This window comes from Pseudomonas asiatica (assembly GCF_040214835.1).
Lineage (GTDB): Bacteria > Pseudomonadota > Gammaproteobacteria > Pseudomonadales > Pseudomonadaceae > Aquipseudomonas > Aquipseudomonas putida_Z.
The window spans coordinates 4,823,377-4,841,078 of sequence record NZ_CP157874.1; the positions used below are offsets into that span (position 1 = coordinate 4,823,377).

At 63.7% G+C, this 17,702-nt stretch carries 17 protein-coding genes; 6 read left to right on the top strand and 11 right to left on the bottom strand.

Translation table 11 applies throughout. The features are described 5' to 3' along the window. The first annotated feature begins 75 nt into the window (after window positions 1-75). Window positions 76-804, top strand: coding sequence for a phosphatase PAP2 family protein (locus ABNP31_RS21500; protein ID WP_085614288.1), 729 nt, complete (start codon window positions 76-78; stop codon window positions 802-804). A 200-nt stretch (window positions 805-1,004) separates the two neighbouring features. Here the strand turns inward: ABNP31_RS21500 and groL are convergent, their stop codons facing one another. From groL to ABNP31_RS21525, 5 genes are all read right to left on the bottom strand, one after another. After that, window positions 1,005-2,645 carry a chaperonin GroEL gene (gene groL / locus ABNP31_RS21505; protein ID WP_085592107.1) on the bottom strand — a complete coding sequence of 547 codons (1,641 nt, stop codon included), beginning with the start codon at window positions 2,643-2,645 and terminating at the stop codon, window positions 1,005-1,007. 48 nt (window positions 2,646-2,693) lie between these two features. Beyond that, the gene (locus ABNP31_RS21510) at window positions 2,694-2,987 is read right to left on the bottom strand and encodes a co-chaperone GroES (protein ID WP_003260750.1); all 294 of its coding nucleotides are present in this window, start codon (window positions 2,985-2,987) and stop codon (window positions 2,694-2,696) included. A gap of 323 nt (window positions 2,988-3,310) precedes the next feature. Then, entirely contained in the window at window positions 3,311-3,772 is a 462-nt protein-coding gene (locus tag ABNP31_RS21515; RefSeq protein WP_025340530.1) for an FxsA family protein, read from the bottom strand. Window positions 3,773-3,839: 67 nt separating this feature from the next. Beyond that, the gene (locus ABNP31_RS21520; protein WP_075046249.1) at window positions 3,840-4,571 is read right to left on the bottom strand and encodes a HugZ family protein; all 732 of its coding nucleotides are present in this window, start codon (window positions 4,569-4,571) and stop codon (window positions 3,840-3,842) included. A 149-nt stretch (window positions 4,572-4,720) separates the two neighbouring features. Continuing rightward, window positions 4,721-5,731, bottom strand: a complete 1,011-nt coding sequence (locus ABNP31_RS21525) for a DUF481 domain-containing protein (protein ID WP_085664406.1) — start codon at window positions 5,729-5,731, stop codon at window positions 4,721-4,723. A gap of 166 nt (window positions 5,732-5,897) precedes the next feature. On the opposite strand from ABNP31_RS21525, the gene ABNP31_RS21530 reads away from it, so the two are divergent. Together ABNP31_RS21530 and ABNP31_RS21535 are read left to right on the top strand one after the other, a co-directional pair. After that, a complete protein-coding gene (locus tag ABNP31_RS21530) occupies window positions 5,898-6,251 on the top strand; it encodes an MGMT family protein (protein WP_085592113.1) in 354 nt (117 codons plus the stop codon). 43 nt (window positions 6,252-6,294) lie between these two features. Then, the gene (locus ABNP31_RS21535; protein ID WP_025340534.1) at window positions 6,295-7,842 is read left to right on the top strand and encodes an AmpG family muropeptide MFS transporter; all 1,548 of its coding nucleotides are present in this window, start codon (window positions 6,295-6,297) and stop codon (window positions 7,840-7,842) included. A 132-nt stretch (window positions 7,843-7,974) separates the two neighbouring features. Here the strand turns inward: ABNP31_RS21535 and ABNP31_RS21540 are convergent, their stop codons facing one another. From ABNP31_RS21540 to ABNP31_RS21550, 3 genes are all read right to left on the bottom strand, one after another. Further along, window positions 7,975-9,219: an MFS transporter gene (locus tag ABNP31_RS21540; RefSeq protein ID WP_025340535.1), complete on the bottom strand. Its 1,245-nt coding sequence runs from the start codon at window positions 9,217-9,219 to the stop codon at window positions 7,975-7,977. A gap of 204 nt (window positions 9,220-9,423) precedes the next feature. Continuing rightward, window positions 9,424-10,266, bottom strand: coding sequence for a mechanosensitive ion channel family protein (locus tag ABNP31_RS21545; protein WP_025340536.1), 843 nt, complete (start codon window positions 10,264-10,266; stop codon window positions 9,424-9,426). A 114-nt stretch (window positions 10,267-10,380) separates the two neighbouring features. Next, complete coding sequence (locus tag ABNP31_RS21550; protein WP_016713577.1) at window positions 10,381-10,866, bottom strand: YajQ family cyclic di-GMP-binding protein; 486 nt, start codon at window positions 10,864-10,866, stop codon at window positions 10,381-10,383. A 100-nt stretch (window positions 10,867-10,966) separates the two neighbouring features. Between ABNP31_RS21550 and ABNP31_RS21555 the strand changes: the two genes are divergently transcribed. From ABNP31_RS21555 to ABNP31_RS21565, 3 genes are read left to right on the top strand one after another with little or no spacing between them, the layout of a single operon-like run. Further along, window positions 10,967-11,884: a putative 2-dehydropantoate 2-reductase gene (locus ABNP31_RS21555; protein ID WP_085664408.1), complete on the top strand. Its 918-nt coding sequence runs from the start codon at window positions 10,967-10,969 to the stop codon at window positions 11,882-11,884. 38 nt (window positions 11,885-11,922) lie between these two features. After that, window positions 11,923-13,953, top strand: coding sequence for a sensor histidine kinase (locus tag ABNP31_RS21560; protein WP_085592119.1), 2,031 nt, complete (start codon window positions 11,923-11,925; stop codon window positions 13,951-13,953). A 1-nt stretch (window position 13,954) separates the two neighbouring features. Continuing rightward, complete coding sequence (locus tag ABNP31_RS21565; protein WP_085626524.1) at window positions 13,955-14,521, top strand: cob(I)yrinic acid a,c-diamide adenosyltransferase; 567 nt, start codon at window positions 13,955-13,957, stop codon at window positions 14,519-14,521. A 143-nt stretch (window positions 14,522-14,664) separates the two neighbouring features. Here the strand turns inward: ABNP31_RS21565 and ABNP31_RS21570 are convergent, their stop codons facing one another. From ABNP31_RS21570 to argJ, 3 genes are all read right to left on the bottom strand, one after another. Continuing rightward, entirely contained in the window at window positions 14,665-15,609 is a 945-nt protein-coding gene (locus ABNP31_RS21570) for a Nudix family hydrolase (protein ID WP_238066903.1), read from the bottom strand. Continuing rightward, a complete protein-coding gene (locus tag ABNP31_RS21575) occupies window positions 15,606-16,238 on the bottom strand; it encodes a glutathione S-transferase family protein (protein WP_075046257.1) in 633 nt (210 codons plus the stop codon). The genes ABNP31_RS21570 and ABNP31_RS21575 overlap by 4 nt, the downstream gene beginning before the upstream one ends. 139 nt (window positions 16,239-16,377) lie before the next feature. After that, the gene (gene argJ, locus ABNP31_RS21580; protein WP_023662147.1) at window positions 16,378-17,595 is read right to left on the bottom strand and encodes a bifunctional glutamate N-acetyltransferase/amino-acid acetyltransferase ArgJ; all 1,218 of its coding nucleotides are present in this window, start codon (window positions 17,593-17,595) and stop codon (window positions 16,378-16,380) included. Window positions 17,596-17,702 lie beyond the last annotated feature (107 nt).

The following is a 17,702-nucleotide window of genomic DNA, read 5'->3' on the forward strand; positions in this document are numbered from 1 at the left end:
TTTCACTGATCCTTCACGGACACAGGATAGCGGGCGGCCGACAATGCCCGATCTTTTTCGCGCCCTGGAGCCGTCATGCAGCAACCAACCCGCCCTCGCCCGATCAATTTCTGGCTGTACCTTGGGCTACCCCTGGCGACCGCGCTTGGCCTGATCCTGCTGGAACTGACCTCGGTCGACATGGACATTGCCAACCTGTTCTTCGACCCTGCTGCCGGGCAATTCATCGGCCGCCACAGCTATTTGCTGGAGAACATCCTGCATGACCGGGTCAAACAGGGGGTGATCCTGCTGGGCGTGATGTCGCTGGTGACCTTTGCTGCCAGCTTCTTCTGGAAGCGCCTGTTCGGCTGGCGCCGTGAGCTGGGCTGCCTGGTACTGGCACTGGGCCTGTCCACGGCGTTTGTCACACCGCTGAAGAAAGTGACTCAGGTGCAATGCCCGTGGAGCCTGACCCAGTTTGGCGGCAAGGAAACCTACAGCAAGCTGCTAGAGCCGCGGCCGGCGACCGACAAGCCCGGGCTGTGCTGGCCGGGCGGGCATGCCGCCACCGGGTTCTGCCTGTTCGGGCTGTTCTTCATGTTGCGTGATCGCAAGCCGAGACTGGCGCGGGTGGCGTTGACGGTGGCCTTAGTGGCCGGGTCGGTGCTTTCGCTGGGGCGGATGATGCAGGGGGCGCACTTCCTTTCGCACAACGTGTGGACGGCGGTGTTCTGCTGGTTGATCGGCTTGGGGTCGTATTACCTGGTTCTGTATCGTCGGGGAATGGCTGAGGTGCCTGCTGCCGAGCGTAGCGTCGCCTGACCCAGGGGCCCGCTCTGCGGCCCTTTCGCCGGCAAGCCAGCTCCAGGTACAGCGCAAGTCCCAGTGTTGGCGCAATCCTGTAGGAGCGGCCTTGTGTCGCGATGGGCTGCAAAGCAGCCCCAATGGCCCCAACAGCAAAAACAAAAAAGCCCCGGTTCTCGCGAACCGGGGCTTTTCATGGTGCAGGGGGTAAGGCTGGCTTACATCATGCCGCCCATGCCACCCATGCCGCCCATGTCAGGCATGCCAGCAGCTGGCTTGTCTTCCGGCAGGTCGGCAACCATGGCTTCGGTGGTGATCATCAGACCGCCGATCGAAGCAGCAGCTTGCAGCGCCGAACGGGTGACCTTGGCTGGGTCCAGGATGCCCATCTCGATCATGTCGCCGTATTCGCCGGTAGCAGCGTTGTAACCGAAGTTACCCGAACCTTGCTTGACCTTGTCAGCGACAACGCTTGGCTCGTCGCCGGCGTTGGCAGTGATCTGGCGCAGCGGCGCTTCAACGGCGCGACGCAGCAGGGCGATACCGACGTTCTGGTCTTCGTTGTCGCCTTTGAGGTCGGCAATGGCAGCCAGGGAGCGAACCAGGGCCACACCACCGCCAGGCACCACGCCTTCTTCAACGGCTGCACGGGTAGCGTGCAGGGCGTCTTCAACGCGGGCTTTCTTCTCTTTCATTTCAACTTCGGTGCCGGCACCGACCTTGATCACGGCAACACCGCCAGCCAGCTTGGCCAGACGCTCTTGCAGCTTCTCACGGTCGTAGTCCGAGGAAGTCTCTTCGATCTGGGCACGGATCTGCTTGACGCGTGCTTCGATCTCGGTGTCGGCGCCAGCGCCGTCGATGATGGTGGTGTTTTCCTTGGACAGGATGACGCGCTTGGCGTTACCCAGGTGCTCCAGGGTAGCGGTTTCCAGGGACAGGCCGATTTCTTCGGAGATGACCTGGCCGCCAGTCAGGACGGCGATGTCCTGCAGCATGGCCTTGCGGCGGTCGCCGAAGCCCGGAGCCTTGACCGCAGCAACCTTGACGATGCCGCGCATGTTGTTGACTACCAGGGTAGCCAGGGCTTCGCCTTCAACGTCTTCGGCAACGATCAGCAGTGGGCGGCCGGCCTTGGCAACGGCTTCCAGAACTGGCAGCAGCTCACGGATGTTGGAGATCTTCTTGTCGACCAGCAGCAGCAGCGGGCCTTCCAGCTCGGCAACCATGGTGTCCGGCTTGTTGACGAAGTACGGCGACAGGTAGCCACGGTCGAACTGCATGCCTTCCACGACAGACAGTTCGTTTTCCAGGCCCGAGCCTTCTTCAACGGTGATCACGCCTTCTTTACCGACTTTTTCCATGGCTTCGGCGATGATTTCACCGATGGAGTTGTCGGAGTTGGCGGAGATGGTACCTACCTGAGCGATGGCCTTGGAGTCGGCGCATGGCTTGGACAGGTTCTTCAGCTCGGCGACGACGGCAGCGGTGGCCTTGTCGATGCCGCGCTTCAGGTCCATCGGGTTCATGCCGGCAGCGACGGCTTTCAGGCCTTCGTTGACGATGGCCTGAGCCAGGACGGTAGCGGTGGTGGTGCCGTCACCGGCAGCGTCGTTGGCCTTGGAAGCAACTTCCTTGACCAGCTGGGCGCCCATGTTCTCGAAGGCGTCTTTCAGCTCGATTTCCTTGGCGACGGAAACGCCGTCCTTGGTGATGGTCGGCGCGCCGAAGCTCTTGGCCAGCACCACGTTACGGCCTTTCGGGCCCAGGGTCGCTTTTACCGCGTCAGCCAGAACGTTGACACCAACCAGCATTTTCTTACGAGCGGAGTCGCCGAATTTTACGTCTTTAGCAGCCATGATCGTTTAATCCTTGGAATTCTTTGGAGTAACGGGAAGTCGGGGAAATCAGCCTTCGATAACGGCGAGGATTTCGTTCTCGGCCATGACCAGCAGGTCTTCGCCATCGACTTTCACGGTGTTGCTGCCCGAGTAAGGGCCGAAAACCACTTTGTCACCCACTTTCACGGCCAGCGCGCGAACTTCGCCGTTGTCCAGGATGCGACCGGTGCCGACGGCGACGACTTCGCCGCGGTTTGGTTTTTCAGCGGCCGAACCCGGCAGGACGATACCGCCAGCGGTTTTCGATTCTTCTTCGCTGCGACGGATAACGACGCGGTCATGCAGAGGACGAAGCTTCATTGTCGATCTCTCCCAAATAGTGGTTTTCATCGGCCGGTGTCGACACCGGCGGTTTGATGCAGTCCGGCGTTGCCGGGGGTGATCCGCAATGGGCGAAGCACCTGTGTAATGTCTGGTGTCGCCACCAGAAACCTTGCGGTGACCACATACATGAGGCCGCCATATTCAATTACAAGGCTTGTTTCAGAAAATTTTTCATTAGCCTGAAAAGCTTGGGGCCGCTTCGCAGCCCTATTGCGACACAAGGCCGCTCCTACAGGGGTTCGCGTACTCTGTAGGAGCGGCCTTGTGTCGCGAAAGGGCCGCGAAGCGGCCCCCGGCTATTACTTGTCGCGGCGCTCGTACTCGCCTTCGATCACATTCGGCCGATGCCCGCCATCCTGCGGCCGGGCCTGGAACGGGTCGTCCTGGAAGGCGCGCTGGCGCATGGCCTGGGCCTCGGCACGCTCGCGCATCTTGCGCGCGGCCAGGTGACGGGTGAATGGCAGCAGGCAGAGCAAGCCCAGCACGTCGCTGATGAAACCTGGCAGCAACAGCAGGCCACCACCAACGGCCAGCATCATGCCCTGGAACATGTCCTCGGCGGGCAGTTCGCCACGCTGCAGGCTTTCACGGGCGCGCAGTGCGGTGGCCAGACCGGCCACGCGCATCACCAGCACACCCAGGGCGGAGCCGGCGATGATCAGCAGCAGCGCCGGGAAGAAACCGATGGCGGCACTGACCTTCACGAAGACGAACAGCTCCAGCACGGGAAACAGTAGAAACAACAGTAGAAAAGCACGCATCAAAGCATTCCTCGTCGGAAGAGACCCTTCCTGTAAGACCAACAAATGGATGCGGGCGCTCGGCTTTTCAACCCTCGACTTCCGTCGCAACCGGCCACTGGTCGGCGCGTGCCAGCAAAACCAGGGCTTCGCGGACTTGTGTCGGCGTGTTGCAAGTACTTGGGAAAGGCAACCAGTGCACCGCCTGGCCGATACGCAGGTGCATGCCTTCGCTGTCTACCCCGACCATCTGCGCTGGCGCATGGTTTGGCAGCTCGGTCAGTTGCACATAGTGGGCGATGGCGTTGGCGTGGTCGTTGTTCATGTGCTCGACCATGCTCGCCTCGGCTTTACCGGCGAACGGGTTGGCCAGGGTTACCTGGTCAAGCCAGTGGATCGCGCCGAAGCCGCCGATGTAGCGGTGGCGCACCGGCTGCAGCACCCAGAAGTCGAAGTCGTGGGCCTTGTGGTAGTTGGCCGCGTCCGGGAAATAGCGGTAGTAGCGCTCGGCGGCGGCCTCGATGGCGGCCTCCTCCACCAGCTTGTGCGCCTCGGCCATCACCGTCAGGCGCCCCACGGCCTGCACGTCCTCGGCTTCGCGTTCGCCCACCAGCAGCGAGCACTTGGGGTCTTTCTGCAGGTTGTGGGTGTGCTGGGCGATGCGGCTGATGAGGATCAGCGGGTTGCCCTGGGCGTCCAGGCAGTACGGCACGACCGAGCCGAACGGGTAGCCGGGCATCGACTTGGAATGGGTCGAGAGCACGCCGCGGTATTCCTTGAGCAGCAGCTCCCGGGCGGGGCGGATGGCATTGGTACTCACTTGGGGGCGGCTCCTGATATCGGGCTGGATGGGACAAGATAAGCATTATCAGATCCAGTGCCAATGGGGCTGCTTTGCAGCCCATCGCGACACAAGGCCGCTCCTACAAGGGATCGCGTACATCCTGTGTCGCGATGGGCCGCAAAGATTTACCAGGTAACGCCGAAGCCTGCGGTATAGCGGGTCTTGTCCAGGTCACTGTCACGCGTACCGGTGATGACGTCCTTCTCCGCCTTGAGGTTGAGCGAGGCCCACTCGGTGACCTTGTAGCGCAGGCCAATCTCGGCATCCAGCGCGTAGTCGGCCACGCCACCCAGCGGCTTGGCGAACTCGCCGTTGGTGAACAGCTGCACGTTCTTGCCAATCAGGTAGCGGGTGTAGTCCCACTTCACCGCCGCGGAATAGAAGTTGTCCTTGGCGCCATCCTGGTATTCGAAGTCGGTACGGTTGATCAGCGAACCCAGCGAGAATGCGCCCAGTTCGTCGTCCCAGAACTGGTAACCCGGGCCGGTACCCACGGTGCGCTGGCGGGCGAGGTCTTCGATGCGGTCGCGCTTGTACTCTGCGCGCCCCTGCCAGAACCACTTCTCGGTAAGGAAGCGGTCCAGGGCGTACTCGGCACTCCAGTTGTCGGTGGTGGTGACGTCGTCCTTGGTCTCGCGGTTGTATTCGCCTTCGGCGTTGTGCCGCCAGCGGCCATGGCGGGCGCTGGTCTTGAAGCCGATGTCGTAGTCGTCGGTGTCGTTCTCGGCGCGCTTGTAGTCCAGCGCCACGTCGACGTTGCCCTTCCACACGAAGTCCTCGACCAGCGGCTTGGGCTTCATGATCTGCTCGATGCTGGCCAGCTCCACGGTCTTTGGCGCCTCGCCATTGGCCAAGGTCACCTTGCCGGGCTCGGCGGCCTTCAGCGACTTGGCGCGCTCACCGCTGTAGGCATCCTGCTTGACCAGCATCTCCTGGTCGCTCTCCAGGGTCTGGACTTCTTTCCAGTCCAGGGCGATGGAACCGCCATAGGGGGTTTCCAGCAGCAGCTTGCCGCCGTCGAAGACTTTGATCTTGCCGCTGAGCCGGTCGCCGTTCTTCATCCACACGGTGTCGGCGAACACCGGGGAGGCGCACAGGGAAGCAGCAAGCAGGCACAACAAGGATCTAGAATACATAAGCGGGCTATGATTTGCGGACTACGGGTTCGATTTGACGAAAAAAGCCGGGCATTATCCAGATAACCACGACCAGAGCAAGGAAAGACCGGGAGCATGCCGTTGAGTTCAACTCTCATTTGCCAGACCGCCGGTCCGGTTTCATCTGCAGCCCAGTGGGGGCCTGATGTCTGACGGATATGAGCACGCCCTCGACTCCGCCGAGGGCCGACGAACGGCGCTGTATTCGGTACTCGGTCAAGTGCCGGCCGGCAAGGTGGTCAGCTATGGCCAGTTGGCCGAGCTGGCGGGGCTTGGGCGGGCGGCACGCTGGGTCGGGCGTACCCTCGGGCAACTGCCCGCGGACACTCGCCTGCCCTGGCACCGGGTGCTTGGCGCAGGTGGCCGGCTGAGCCTGGCACTGGGTACCCCGTCTGGGGATGAACAACGGGCGCGACTGCGTGCGGAGGGTGTGAATGTAACCAACAATCGTGTGGATATGACGCGCCATGGCTGGCGCCCGATGGAGCACAGCGGTTAGAGTGCGCGCTTTGTTTTCGCAAACTTGAGGCAGATGTTGGCCCATGCCCCGTAAAACCTGGCGCGCTGCGCTTGCTGCCTATGCCAGCCCGTCAACCTTGGTACTTTTGCTGCTCGGCTTCGCTGCCGGTCTGCCTTACATGCTGGTGTTCTCCACCCTTTCGGTGTGGTTGCGCGAAGCCGGCGTGGCCCGCGAGACCATTGGCTACGCCAGCCTGATCGGCCTGGCCTACGCCTTCAAGTGGGTGTGGTCGCCGCTGCTCGACCAATGGCGCCTGCCACTGCTCGGCAGCCTGGGGCGTCGGCGTTCGTGGCTGCTGCTGTCGCAGGCGCTGGTGGTGGTCGGGCTGGTCGGCATGAGCCTGTGCGATCCGCAGCAGCACCTTTCATGGCTGATCGCCCTGGCGGTGCTGGTGGCCTTCGCCTCCGCTACCCAGGACATCGCCGTCGATGCCTACCGCCTGGAAATCGCCGACGACCAGCGCCAGGCTGCGCTCGCTGCCAGCTACATGGCCGGCTACCGCGTGGCGGCCCTGCTGGCCACGGCTGGCGCACTGTTCTTCGCCGAGTGGTTCGGCTCCACCGGTTTCAGCTACCTGCACAAGGCCTGGGCCGGCACCTACGTCATGTTCGCGGTGATGATGCTGCCCGCCGTGTTCACCACCCTGATCATGCGCGAACCGCCCGTACCCATGCGTACCCAGCTGTCGGCAGCGCGCTATGGGCTGGTGCACCAGCTGGCCTCGGTGTTCGTATTGATCATCCTGCTGGTTTCGGTACCGGCGAGCTTCACCCAGATGTTCAATACCGGCTGGTCCAGCGTCATCTCCGGTGATGCCACGCCACTGGACCTGCTGCTGGAAGACCGCGCCTTCCTGCGCCTGATCCTCTACGTGCTGCTGACCTGGGCGTGCCTGTCGAGCCTGGGTCGTCGCGGCCTGGCCCCGGTGCTGACCCCGGTCAACGACTTCATCGCCCGCTACCGCTGGCAGGCCCTGCTGCTGCTCGGCCTGATCGCCACCTATCGCATGTCGGACACGGTGATGGGCGTGATGGCCAACGTGTTCTACATCGACATGGGCTTCACCAAGGACCAGATCGCCAGCGTCAGCAAGATCTTCGGCCTGATCATGACCCTGGTCGGCGCCGGGGTTGGTGGCCTGCTGATCGTGCGCTTCGGCATCATGCCGATCCTGTTCATCGGCGGTGTGGCCTCGGCGGGCACCAACATCCTGTTCCTGATGCTGGCCGACATGGGCCCGAACCTGCAGATGCTGGTGGTGACCATCTCGCTGGACAACTTCAGCTCCGGCATGGCCACCTCGGCCTTCGTCGCCTACCTGTCGAGCCTGACCAACCTGAAGTTCTCTGCTACCCAGTACGCGTTGCTCAGTTCGATCATGCTGCTGTTGCCAAGGCTGATCGGGGGTTATTCGGGGGTGATGGTGGAGAAGTTCGGTTACCACGACTTCTTCCTGATCACTGCCCTGCTAGGCGTGCCGACCTTGATCCTGATTGCCCTGCAGTGGCGCCAGGAGGCCGGGCCGGGCAAACCGGTGGCAGAGGAAGGTTCGGCGGCCGAGCGGCCCTGACAGGTTTGTATTGCCTGTACTGGCCTCTTCGCGGGTAAACCCGCTCCCACAGGGACTGCACAGCTCTCGAGGGCAGTGCTGTACCTGTGGGAGCGGGTTTATCCGCGAAGAGGCCGGTACAGGCAATAAAGTTTACTGAGCAACAGCCCCCTCACCAGGCCTTCCACCCACCACAAACCACAGCGGCCACAGCGCCAAGGCCCCCGCCACACCCGCCGCCAGGGCAAAGTGCAGCAAGCTGGCCCCGGCGCCAATCATCGCCAGCACCGCCCCACCCAACCCCAGCAAGGCGATGGTGATCATCCCCAGCATGGCCGAGACCAGGCCCTTGCTCTGCTCGCTGGCGAACAGCGTCATGCGATACAGCACCGCGTTGGCCACGCCCAACCCCAGTGCGTACAGCGACATGCCCGCCACCACGCTGGTCACGCTCGGCCAGTACCAGGTCGCCAGCACCATCAGGCACAGGCCGGCCAGGTATGGCCACAACGCACCCCGCACCAGCGCCGGCAGCGGATAGCGATCGGCGATGCGGTTGATGATCAGGTTGCCCAGGATCAGCCCGCCAAACACCGGCAACTGCCACAAGGCGTACTCCATGGTGCTCAGCCCCTCGTCGTGGATCAGCAGCACCGGCGACAGGCCGATCCAGCCAATCAGCGGCAGACCGACCAGGCCCAGGGCCGCGCTACCTGCGACAAAGCGGCGGTTGGCCAGCAACTGGCCGTAACCGGCCAGCAGCGGCAGCAGGTGGATCGGCGTGAATGCCAGGCGCGAGCCATCACGGCGTTCCACGCCAAGGGTTTCCGGCATCAGCCGGTGCAGCAGCAGCCAGGCCAGAACCGCGCCGATGGCAAAGGCCACGAACAGCCAGCGCCAGTCCAGCCACTGCAGCAGCAAGGTACCCACCAGCGGCCCGAGCAGTGGCGAGAGCAAGGCGATGTTGGCCAGCAGGGCCATCATGCGCACGGCGTCCGCTTCGCTGAAGGCTTCGTTCAGGGCCGGGTAGCTGACCGTGACCACAAAGCCCAGGCCGATGCCCTGCAGCAGGCGCAGCAAGTTGAACAGGCCGATGTCGTGGACCCAGAAGGTGGCCAGGCAGGCCAGGCCGAAGAACGCGCAGCCAATCAGCAGCAACGGGCGCCGGCCATAGCGGTCGGCCAGCGGGCCGATCAGCCATTGCAGCACCACGCCACCCAGCAGGTACAGGTTGAGGGCGTGGGGAATGTATTCGGGGCTGGCGTTCAGGTCGCCGACCACCACCGGCATGGCCGGCATGACGGCGTCGCTGGCCAGGTAGGTGAGCAGCTCGAACAGCGCCAGGGTCAGGCCGAACAGCAAGGCGCGCAGGGGGGTGATGTACAGCAGTGGTTTCATGATGGCGTATCGGGTGTGGCAGGTGGGGTCAGGCTATATGCCAGAAATGGCGGGGTATTGCTGTGAACAAGTGTAAAAAGCCGGGGCCGCTTCGCGCCCCATCGCGACACAAGGCCGCTCCTACGAGGGTTACGCGATTCCCTGTAGGAGCGGCCTTGTGTCGCGAAGGGGCGCGAAGCGGCCCCAACCGATGACAACGCGGTATTACTGCGCTGCAGTCTCCTGCACCACGCGAATCACCCGCTGCGGGAACGGAATGTCGATCCCTTCAGCCTTCAACCGGTCGCGCGCATGCTCGTTGAGCATGAACATCACATCCCAGTAATCGGCAGTCTTGGTCCACAAGCGCAACGACACGGTGATCGAGCTGTCGCCCAGGGTCGCGACCACCGCCTGCGGCGCCGGGTCGGGCAGTACACGCGGGTCCTGCGCTAGCTCCAGCAACACGTTGCGGGCCTTCTGCAGGTCGGCGTCGTAGTCCACGCCCACATCGAACACCACCTTGCGCGTCGGCTGGCGGTTGGTGTTGGTGATGATGCCGTTGGACAGGCTGCCGTTGGGCATGATCACAGTCTTGTTGTCACCGGTGCGCAGCACGGTGTGGAAGATCTGGATGCTGTCGACGGTGCCAGCCACGCCTTGCGCCTCGATCCAGTCACCGATGCGGAACGGGCGGAACATCAGGATCAGCACACCGCCGGCGAAGTTCGCCAGGCTGCCCTGCAAGGCCAGGCCGATGGCCAGGCCCGCGGCACCGATGGCGGCAACGAACGAGGTGGTCTCGATACCGATCATCGACGCCACGCTGACGAACAGCAGCACCTTCAGCACGATATTCGACAGGGTGCTGATGAAGCCCTGCAGCGCCAGGTCGGCGTTGCGCAGGCCAACCAGCCTGCCCAGGCGGGCGCTGACCTTGTTGATGATCCACCAGCCGACCGCCAGGGTCAGCAGCGCCAGCAGCACACGGCTGCCGTATTCCATGATCAAGGGAATCCAGGTCTGGGATTGGCGGACCAGCTGATCGACTTCAGCGTTCAAATCCATATTCATCTCCTGATGCCGAGCGGCAAGTACACGGTAGAACAGGCCGCGCGCGATTGCGCAGCCCCGGCCCCCATGGACATCATTTCGCCATCGGGGTTCCGGGTGGTGCCCACATCAGTCGCGGAAGTTGTTGAACTGCAACGGCATGTCGAATTCCTTGGTACGCAGCAGGGCAATGGCTTCCTGCAGGTCGTCACGCTTTTTACCGGTAACGCGTACCTGTTCGCCCTGGATGGCGGCCTGCACTTTCAGCTTGCCATCCTTGATGGTGGCGACGATCTTCTTCGCCAGGTCCTTGTCGATGCCTTCGCGGAACTTGGCTTCCTGTTTCTTTTCCTTGCCCGAGGCGTACGGGTCCTTGGTTTCCAGGCACTTCACGTCGATCTTGCGCTTGACCAGCGCCAGGCGCAGGATTTCCAGCATCGCTTCGAGCTGGAACTCTTCCTCGGCGGTGAGCATCACGGTCTGCTCTTTGTCCTTGAACTCGAAGGTACCCTTGCCCTTGAGGTCGTAGCGGCGGTCCAGGTCCTTGATGGCGTTGTCGACCGCGTTCTGCACTTCGTGCTTGTCCAGTTCCGATACCACGTCGAACGAAGGCATGGTTGTTCTCCCAAAATAAAAGCGCGCTCAGGCTGAAGATGGAGCGCGCTGGGTTTGACGGTTAAAATGCGGGCTCATTATAACGGGTTGCGAAACGCATATGAGCAGCACCTGGCATATTCTCGGCGCCGGTAGCCTGGGCAGCCTGTGGGCTTGCCGCCTGGCGCGCGCGGGCAAGGCAGTACGCCTGATCCTGCGTGACGGGCAACGGCTGCAGGCCTACCAGCAGGCCGGCGGCCTTATCCTGGTCGAACAGGACCAGCCCCGCCACTACGCCATCCCCGCCGAAACCGCGCAGGCACACGGCCCGATCCACCGTCTGCTGGTGGCCTGCAAAGCCTACGACGCTGCCCCGGCCATGGCCGGCGTGGCAGCGCGCCTGGCCGAGGGCGCCGAAGTGGTGCTGCTGCAGAACGGCCTGGGCAGCCAGGACGAAGTCGCCGACCTGGTGGCCCACGCGCGCTGCATCTTCGCCTCCAGTACCGAAGGGGCGTTCCGCGAGGGTGACTGGCAGGTACGCTTTGCCGGCCACGGTTTCAACTGGCTGGGCGACCCACGCAACCCGACGATCCCGACCTGGTTCGATGACCTGCACGAGGCCGGCATCCCCGCCGAGTGGACGGTGGATATCCTCACCCGCCTGTGGCGCAAGCTGGCGCTCAATTGCGCCATCAACCCGCTGACCGTGCTGCACGACTGCCAGAACGGCGGGCTGCTGGGGCACCTGGGCGAAGTGGACGCCCTGTGCATCGAGCTGGCCCAGCTGCTGCGCCACTGTGGTCAGCCAGAAGCGGCAAACGGGCTGGACGAAGAAGTACAGCGGGTGATCCTCGCCACCGCAGCCAACTACTCTTCCATGTACCAGGATGTACGCGCTGGCCGGCGCACCGAGGTGCACTACCTGCTTGGCCACGCCTGCCGCGTCGCTGGCCGTCATGGCCTGCAGCTGCCACAGCTGGAACACCTGCGGCAGCGCCTGGTCGATAATTTGCGCGTGCGTGGTTTGCCCTGCGACTGACGCGCCCCTTTCAACCGGATATGGACATTGCCTAGCCCATGACCTTGCGCCAACGCCTGGAAAACCTCCCGGTCGGGCAGAAGCTGCTGGCGGCCCTGCTGGTGTTGCTGGTGACCATCCTGCTGGTGGCCAACCTCACCTTCATCAGCGCCGCCTACTGGATCACCCAGGAAAGCATGGCGCCACAGGCGCTGCACACCATCGGCCGGCTGGTGGCCAACCCGCAACTGGCGGCCCGCGCCGGCGACAGCCCGGACACCGCCAGCGCCCTGCTCAAGGAACTGGACAGCTACACGCCGCTGCGCGCCGCCGCTGTCTACGGTGGCGATGGCCGCATACTGGCGCAACTGCAGCACGGCGAGCCGCTGGCGTTGCCCAGGCGTTTTCGCGACATCGACGGCTGGCGCCTGATGGAGTTTCGCAGCACCCAGCTGATCCGCATGCCACGCGACGCCAACCCGCCCGCGCACCTGCTGCTGGTGGCCAGCAGCGAACTGCCCACGGCTTTCTACACCGGCACCCTCAGCGCCAGCCTGGGCATCCTGGTGTTCAGCATCCTGCTGTGGATCGTCATCGCCCGGCAGATCAAGCGCCTGATCACCCAGCCGATCAACCAGCTCGAAGAACTCAGCCGCCAGGTCACCCGCGAAGAAAGCTATGCCCTGCGTGCGCATCGCGGCAACGACGACGAAATCGGCAGCCTGGCCGAAGCATTCAACACCATGCTTTCGCGCATCGAGGCCCGCGAACAGCAGCTCAAGCGCACCCGCGACGAGTTCCAGGAGGCCTATGACCAGGCCCAGGGGCTGGCCGAGGAAACCCGCCATACCAACCGCAAGCTGGAACTGGAAGTCCAGGTGCGCAGCAAGATCGAGAAGAAGCTCACCGGTTTCCAGAACTACCTCAACAGCATCATCGACTCGATGCCTTCGGCGCTGATCGCCCTCGACGAACAGCTCTACGTGACCCAGTGGAATCACGAAGCCACGGTGCTTTCCGGCACGCCACTGGACGAAGCGCTGAACCAGCCGATCTTTATCGCCTTCGAACCGCTCAAGCCGTTCCTGCCACAGCTGAAGGAAACCGTGGAAAAGCACCGGGTGGCGAAGATCGAGCGGGTCACCTGGCCCAAGGGCGACGACCTGCGCCACTACGCCCTGACCTTCTACCCGCTGACCGGTGGCGGCGGCCGTGGCGTGGTCATCCGTATCGACGACATCACCCAGCGCCTGTCGCTGGAGGAAATGATGGTGCAATCGGAGAAGATGCTTTCGGTCGGCGGCCTGGCCGCCGGCATGGCCCACGAGATCAACAACCCGCTAGGCGCGATCCTGCATAACGTGCAGAACATCCGCCGGCGCCTGTCACCCGAGCTGCCGCGCAACCAGGAGCAGGCCGAGGAACTGGGCATCGACCTGCCCACGGTCAACCGTTACCTGGAGAGCCGCGAAGTGCCGCTATTGCTCGACGGCATCCAGCAGGCCGGTGCCCGGGCGGCGAAGATCGTCACCCACATGCTCAGCTTCAGCCGCCGCAGCAACCGCCAGTTGGCGCCGTGCGACCTGCCGGCGCTGATCGATCAGGCGGTGGAGATTGCCGGCAACGACTTCGACCTGGCCATCGGCTTCGACTTCAAGGGCCAGGCCATCGTGCGCCAGTTCGACCCCGAACTGGGGCAGGTGCCGTGCACGGCCAACGAATTGGAACAGGTGCTGCTGAACCTGCTGAAAAACGCCGCCCAGGCCATCCACCAGCGGCCGCAGCCGAGCGAGCCCGGGCGCATCACCCTGCGCACCCGCTTGAGCCCGCCATGGGCGGAAATCCAGGTCGAGGACAACGGCGTCGGCATGCCCGAGGGGGTGCGCAAACGCACCTTCGAGCCGTTCTTCACCACCAAGGAAATCGGCCAAGGCACCGGGCTGGGCCTGTCGGTCTCGTACTTCATCATCACCAACAACCACAAGGGGCAGATGGAAGTGCAATCCACGCCCGGCCAGGGTACCTGCTTCACCCTGCGCCTGCCCCTCGGCCAGCCGGCAGCGGTGGCGCCGGCCAAAACGGAGAAATGACATGGGCTACCGCCTGTCGAAGATCTACACCCGCACCGGCGACAAAGGCGAAACCGGCCTGGGCGACGGGCGCCGGGTGCCCAAGGACCACCCACGGATCGAAGCGATTGGCGAGGTGGACAGCCTGAACAGCCAACTGGGTTTGCTGCTGGCGGGGCTGGCCGAACAAGGGTTGGATGAAGTGAGCGCGGTGTTGGCGCCGTGTCAGCACCGCCTGTTCGACCTGGGCGGTGAGTTGGCGATGCCCAGTTATCAGGCGTTGAACCTGGCGGAAGTGGAACGGCTGGAGGCGGCGATCGATGTGTGGAATGAAGAGCTGGGGCCGTTGAAGAACTTCATCTTGCCCAGTGGCTCGGCGCTGGTGGCACAGGCGCATGTGTGCCGGAGCCTGGCGCGCAGTGCGGAGCGGCGGTGCCAGCAGCTGAATGCGCTGGAGCCGTTGGCGGGGGTTGGGTTGGCGTATATAAACCGGCTTTCGGATCTGCTGTTCGTGGCGGCGCGGATCATTGGGCGGCGGCAGGGGGTGGCTGAGGTTTTGTGGCAGCCTGCTGAGAAACCAAAAGGCTGATATTTCTGGGGCTGCTTTGCAGCCCGTCGCGACACAAGGCCGCTCCTACAGGGGGTTCGCGATTCATTCAGGATTACGCGATTCCTTTGTAGGAGCGGCCTTGTGTCGCGATGGGCCGCAAAGCGGCCCCAATTACAGGCGACTCAGATCTCAGGCCAGAACGCCCGGATCCCGGCCACACCCTGTGCCCCCGCTTCCCAGGCCTGCTCGCGCTCACCCGGCCCTACCCCACCCAGCAGGTAGACCGGCTTGTTGAACCCGGCAATCAACCGCTGTGCCTCGTCCCACCCCAGCGGCACCGCCTCAGGGTGTGTCAGGGTTGCCTGCACCGGCGACAAGGTGACGAAGTCCACGCCCATCTGCTCCGCAAACGCCAGCTCTTCGGCACTGTGGCAGGACGCCGCCAGCCAGCGCTCCTTGGGGAACGGCCGGCCGTTGGCGGCATACTTGCGCAGTTGTGCAGCCGTCAGGTGCCAACCTGCGGCTGGGAAGTCACCCAGCCACTCCAGCGGCCCCTTGAGCATCAACTGCGCCTTGCCCGCGCACAGGCCGACCGCATCCACCGCCACATCGCGGTACTTGGGGTCGTACATGTCCGGGGCACGCAACTGGATCAGGCGAATGCCGCTGGCCACCGCCTTCTGGATGCCCTTGAGCATCTGCGGCACTTCCAGGCCATCGGGGGTGATCAGGTACTGGTCCGGCAGGCGCGCGGCTGCAACGATCGGTTTATTGGCCTCGGGGAATTCGTACTGGGGCAAATCACGTGGGGCAACCCATTCCAGCGGCTGACCCTCGGCGCCATGCGGCTCGCCGGTGAACGCCTCGACTTCGCGCACGTCCAGCAGCACCTGCTTGTCCGGGTAGTCGTGGCTGACCTTGATCAGTGCGCGCGAACGGCTTACCTCGATGCCCAGCTCCTCGCGCAGCTCGCGGGCCAGCGCCGCCTCGACGCCCTCACCCTCTTCCACCTTGCCGCCCGGGAATTCCCACAGGCCGCCCTGGTGCTGGGTATCGGCACGCCGTGCGATCAGAATGCGGCCGTCAGTACCACGAATGACAGCGGCTACAACATGAATCCGTTTCACCCTTCACGCTCCGCCAGGCCAGCCTGCTGCCAGGCCTGGAAGGCCGGCCACTGGTAAATGGTTTCGATATAGGCCGCCGCCTCCGCAGGCACTTCCACGCGGTAGGTGCGCAGGCGTACGGCCACCGGGGCGAAGAAGGCATCGGCCAGGCTCGGCTTGCCGAACAGGAACGGGCCGCTGTCCTTGGCCACCAGGCGGCATTCGGACCACAGTGCAACGATACGGTCGATATCGATTTGAACCTCCAGCGGCACGCTGTCCAGCGCCTGGTCGCGCGACAGGTCGAACGGCATGGCACCGCGCAGGGCGAAGAAGCCGCTGTGCATCTGCGCGCAGGCCGAACGGGCCTGGGCCCGGGCCGCCACGTCGGCAGGCCACAGCTGGGCGTCGGGGTGGCGTTCGTTGAGGTATTCGGCAATGGCCAGCGAGTCGGCGATGACACCGTGCTCGGTCTTGAGCAGCGGTACCTTGCCGGTGGCAGAGAAGGCGAGGATGCGCTGACGGGTGTCAGGCTGGTTGAGTTTGATCAGTGTTTCTTCGTAAGGCACGCCAGCCAGCTCGAGGGCCAGGGCGCCACGCAGCGACCAGGAGGAATACAGCTTGTCGCCGATGATCAGGTGATAGCTCATGGTTCGGCTCCATCGTTTTGGATTTTTTGGGGCTGCCTTGCAGCCCATCGCGACACAAGGCCGCTCCTACACGTACAGCATGGACCCCTTGTAGGAGCGGCCTTGTGTCGCGATGGGCCGCAACGCGGCCCCAATTACATCAGGTACGGTACTCGGCGTTGATCTTCACGTACTCGTGGGACAGGTCGGTGGTCCAGATGGTTTCGCTGCACTGGCCACGGCCCAGCTCGATGCGGATGGTGATCTCTTCCTGGGCCATTACCTTGGCGCCCTGGTCTTCGGTGTAGCTCGGGCTGCGGCCGCCTTTGCTGGCAATGCACACGCTGTCCAGGTACACATCGATCAGGCTCACATCCAGCTCCGGTACACCGGCACGGCCAACGGCAGCGAGGATACGGCCCCAGTTGGGGTCGGAAGCGAACAGCGCAGTCTTGATCAGCGGCGAGTGGGCCACGGCGTAGCCGACGTCCAGGCACTCCTGGTGGTTGCCACCGCCGTTGACCTGCACGGTAACGAACTTGGTGGCGCCTTCGCCGTCACGGACGATGGCCTGGGCCACCTCCATGCACACTTCGAACACCGCCTTCTTCAGCGCTTCGAACAATGCGCCGCTGGCCTCGGTGACTTCCGGCAGGTTGGCCTTGCCGGTGGCGATCAGCATGCAGCAGTCGTTGGTCGAGGTGTCGCCATCGATGGTGATGCGGTTGAACGACTTGTTGGCGCCGTCCAGCATCAGGTCCTTGAGTACCGCTGGGGCAACCTTGGCGTCGGTGGCGATGTAGCCGAGCATGGTAGCCATGTTCGGGCGAATCATGCCTGCACCTTTGCTGATGCCGGTGACGGTAACGGTCACGCCATCGTGCTGGAACTGGCGGCTGGCGCCCTTGGGCAGGGTGTCGGTGGTCATGATGCCGGTGGCGGCTTCAGCCCAGTGGTTTTCCGACAGGTTGTCGAGGGCGGCCTGCAGCGCGCCTTCGATCTTCTCGACTGGCAGCGGCTCGCCGATTACGCCGGTGGAGAACGGCAGTACCGACTCGGCCGGTACGCCAGCCAGTTCGGCCAGCTTGGCGCAGGTGCGCTCGGCGGCGGCCAGGCCTGGCGCGCCGGTGCCGGCGTTGGCGTTACCGGTGTTGGTCAGCAGGTAGCGCACGGTGCCCTGCACACGCTGCTTGGACAGGATCACCGGCGCTGCGCAGAAGGCGTTGAGGGTGAACACGCCAGCCACGCTGGAGCCTTCGGCGCAGCGCATGACCACCACATCCTTGCGCCCCGGGCGCTTGATGCCGGCAGAAGCGATGCCGAGTTCAAAACCCGGAACCGGGTGCAGGGTGGGCAAAGGACCAAGACCAACAGCCATTAGAGCGCTCCTAGAAAATACGGTTGAATTGCAAAAAGCGGGGCCGCTTCGCGCCCCATCGCGACACAAGGCCGCTCCTACAAGAGTACTGCGATTCCTGTAGGAGC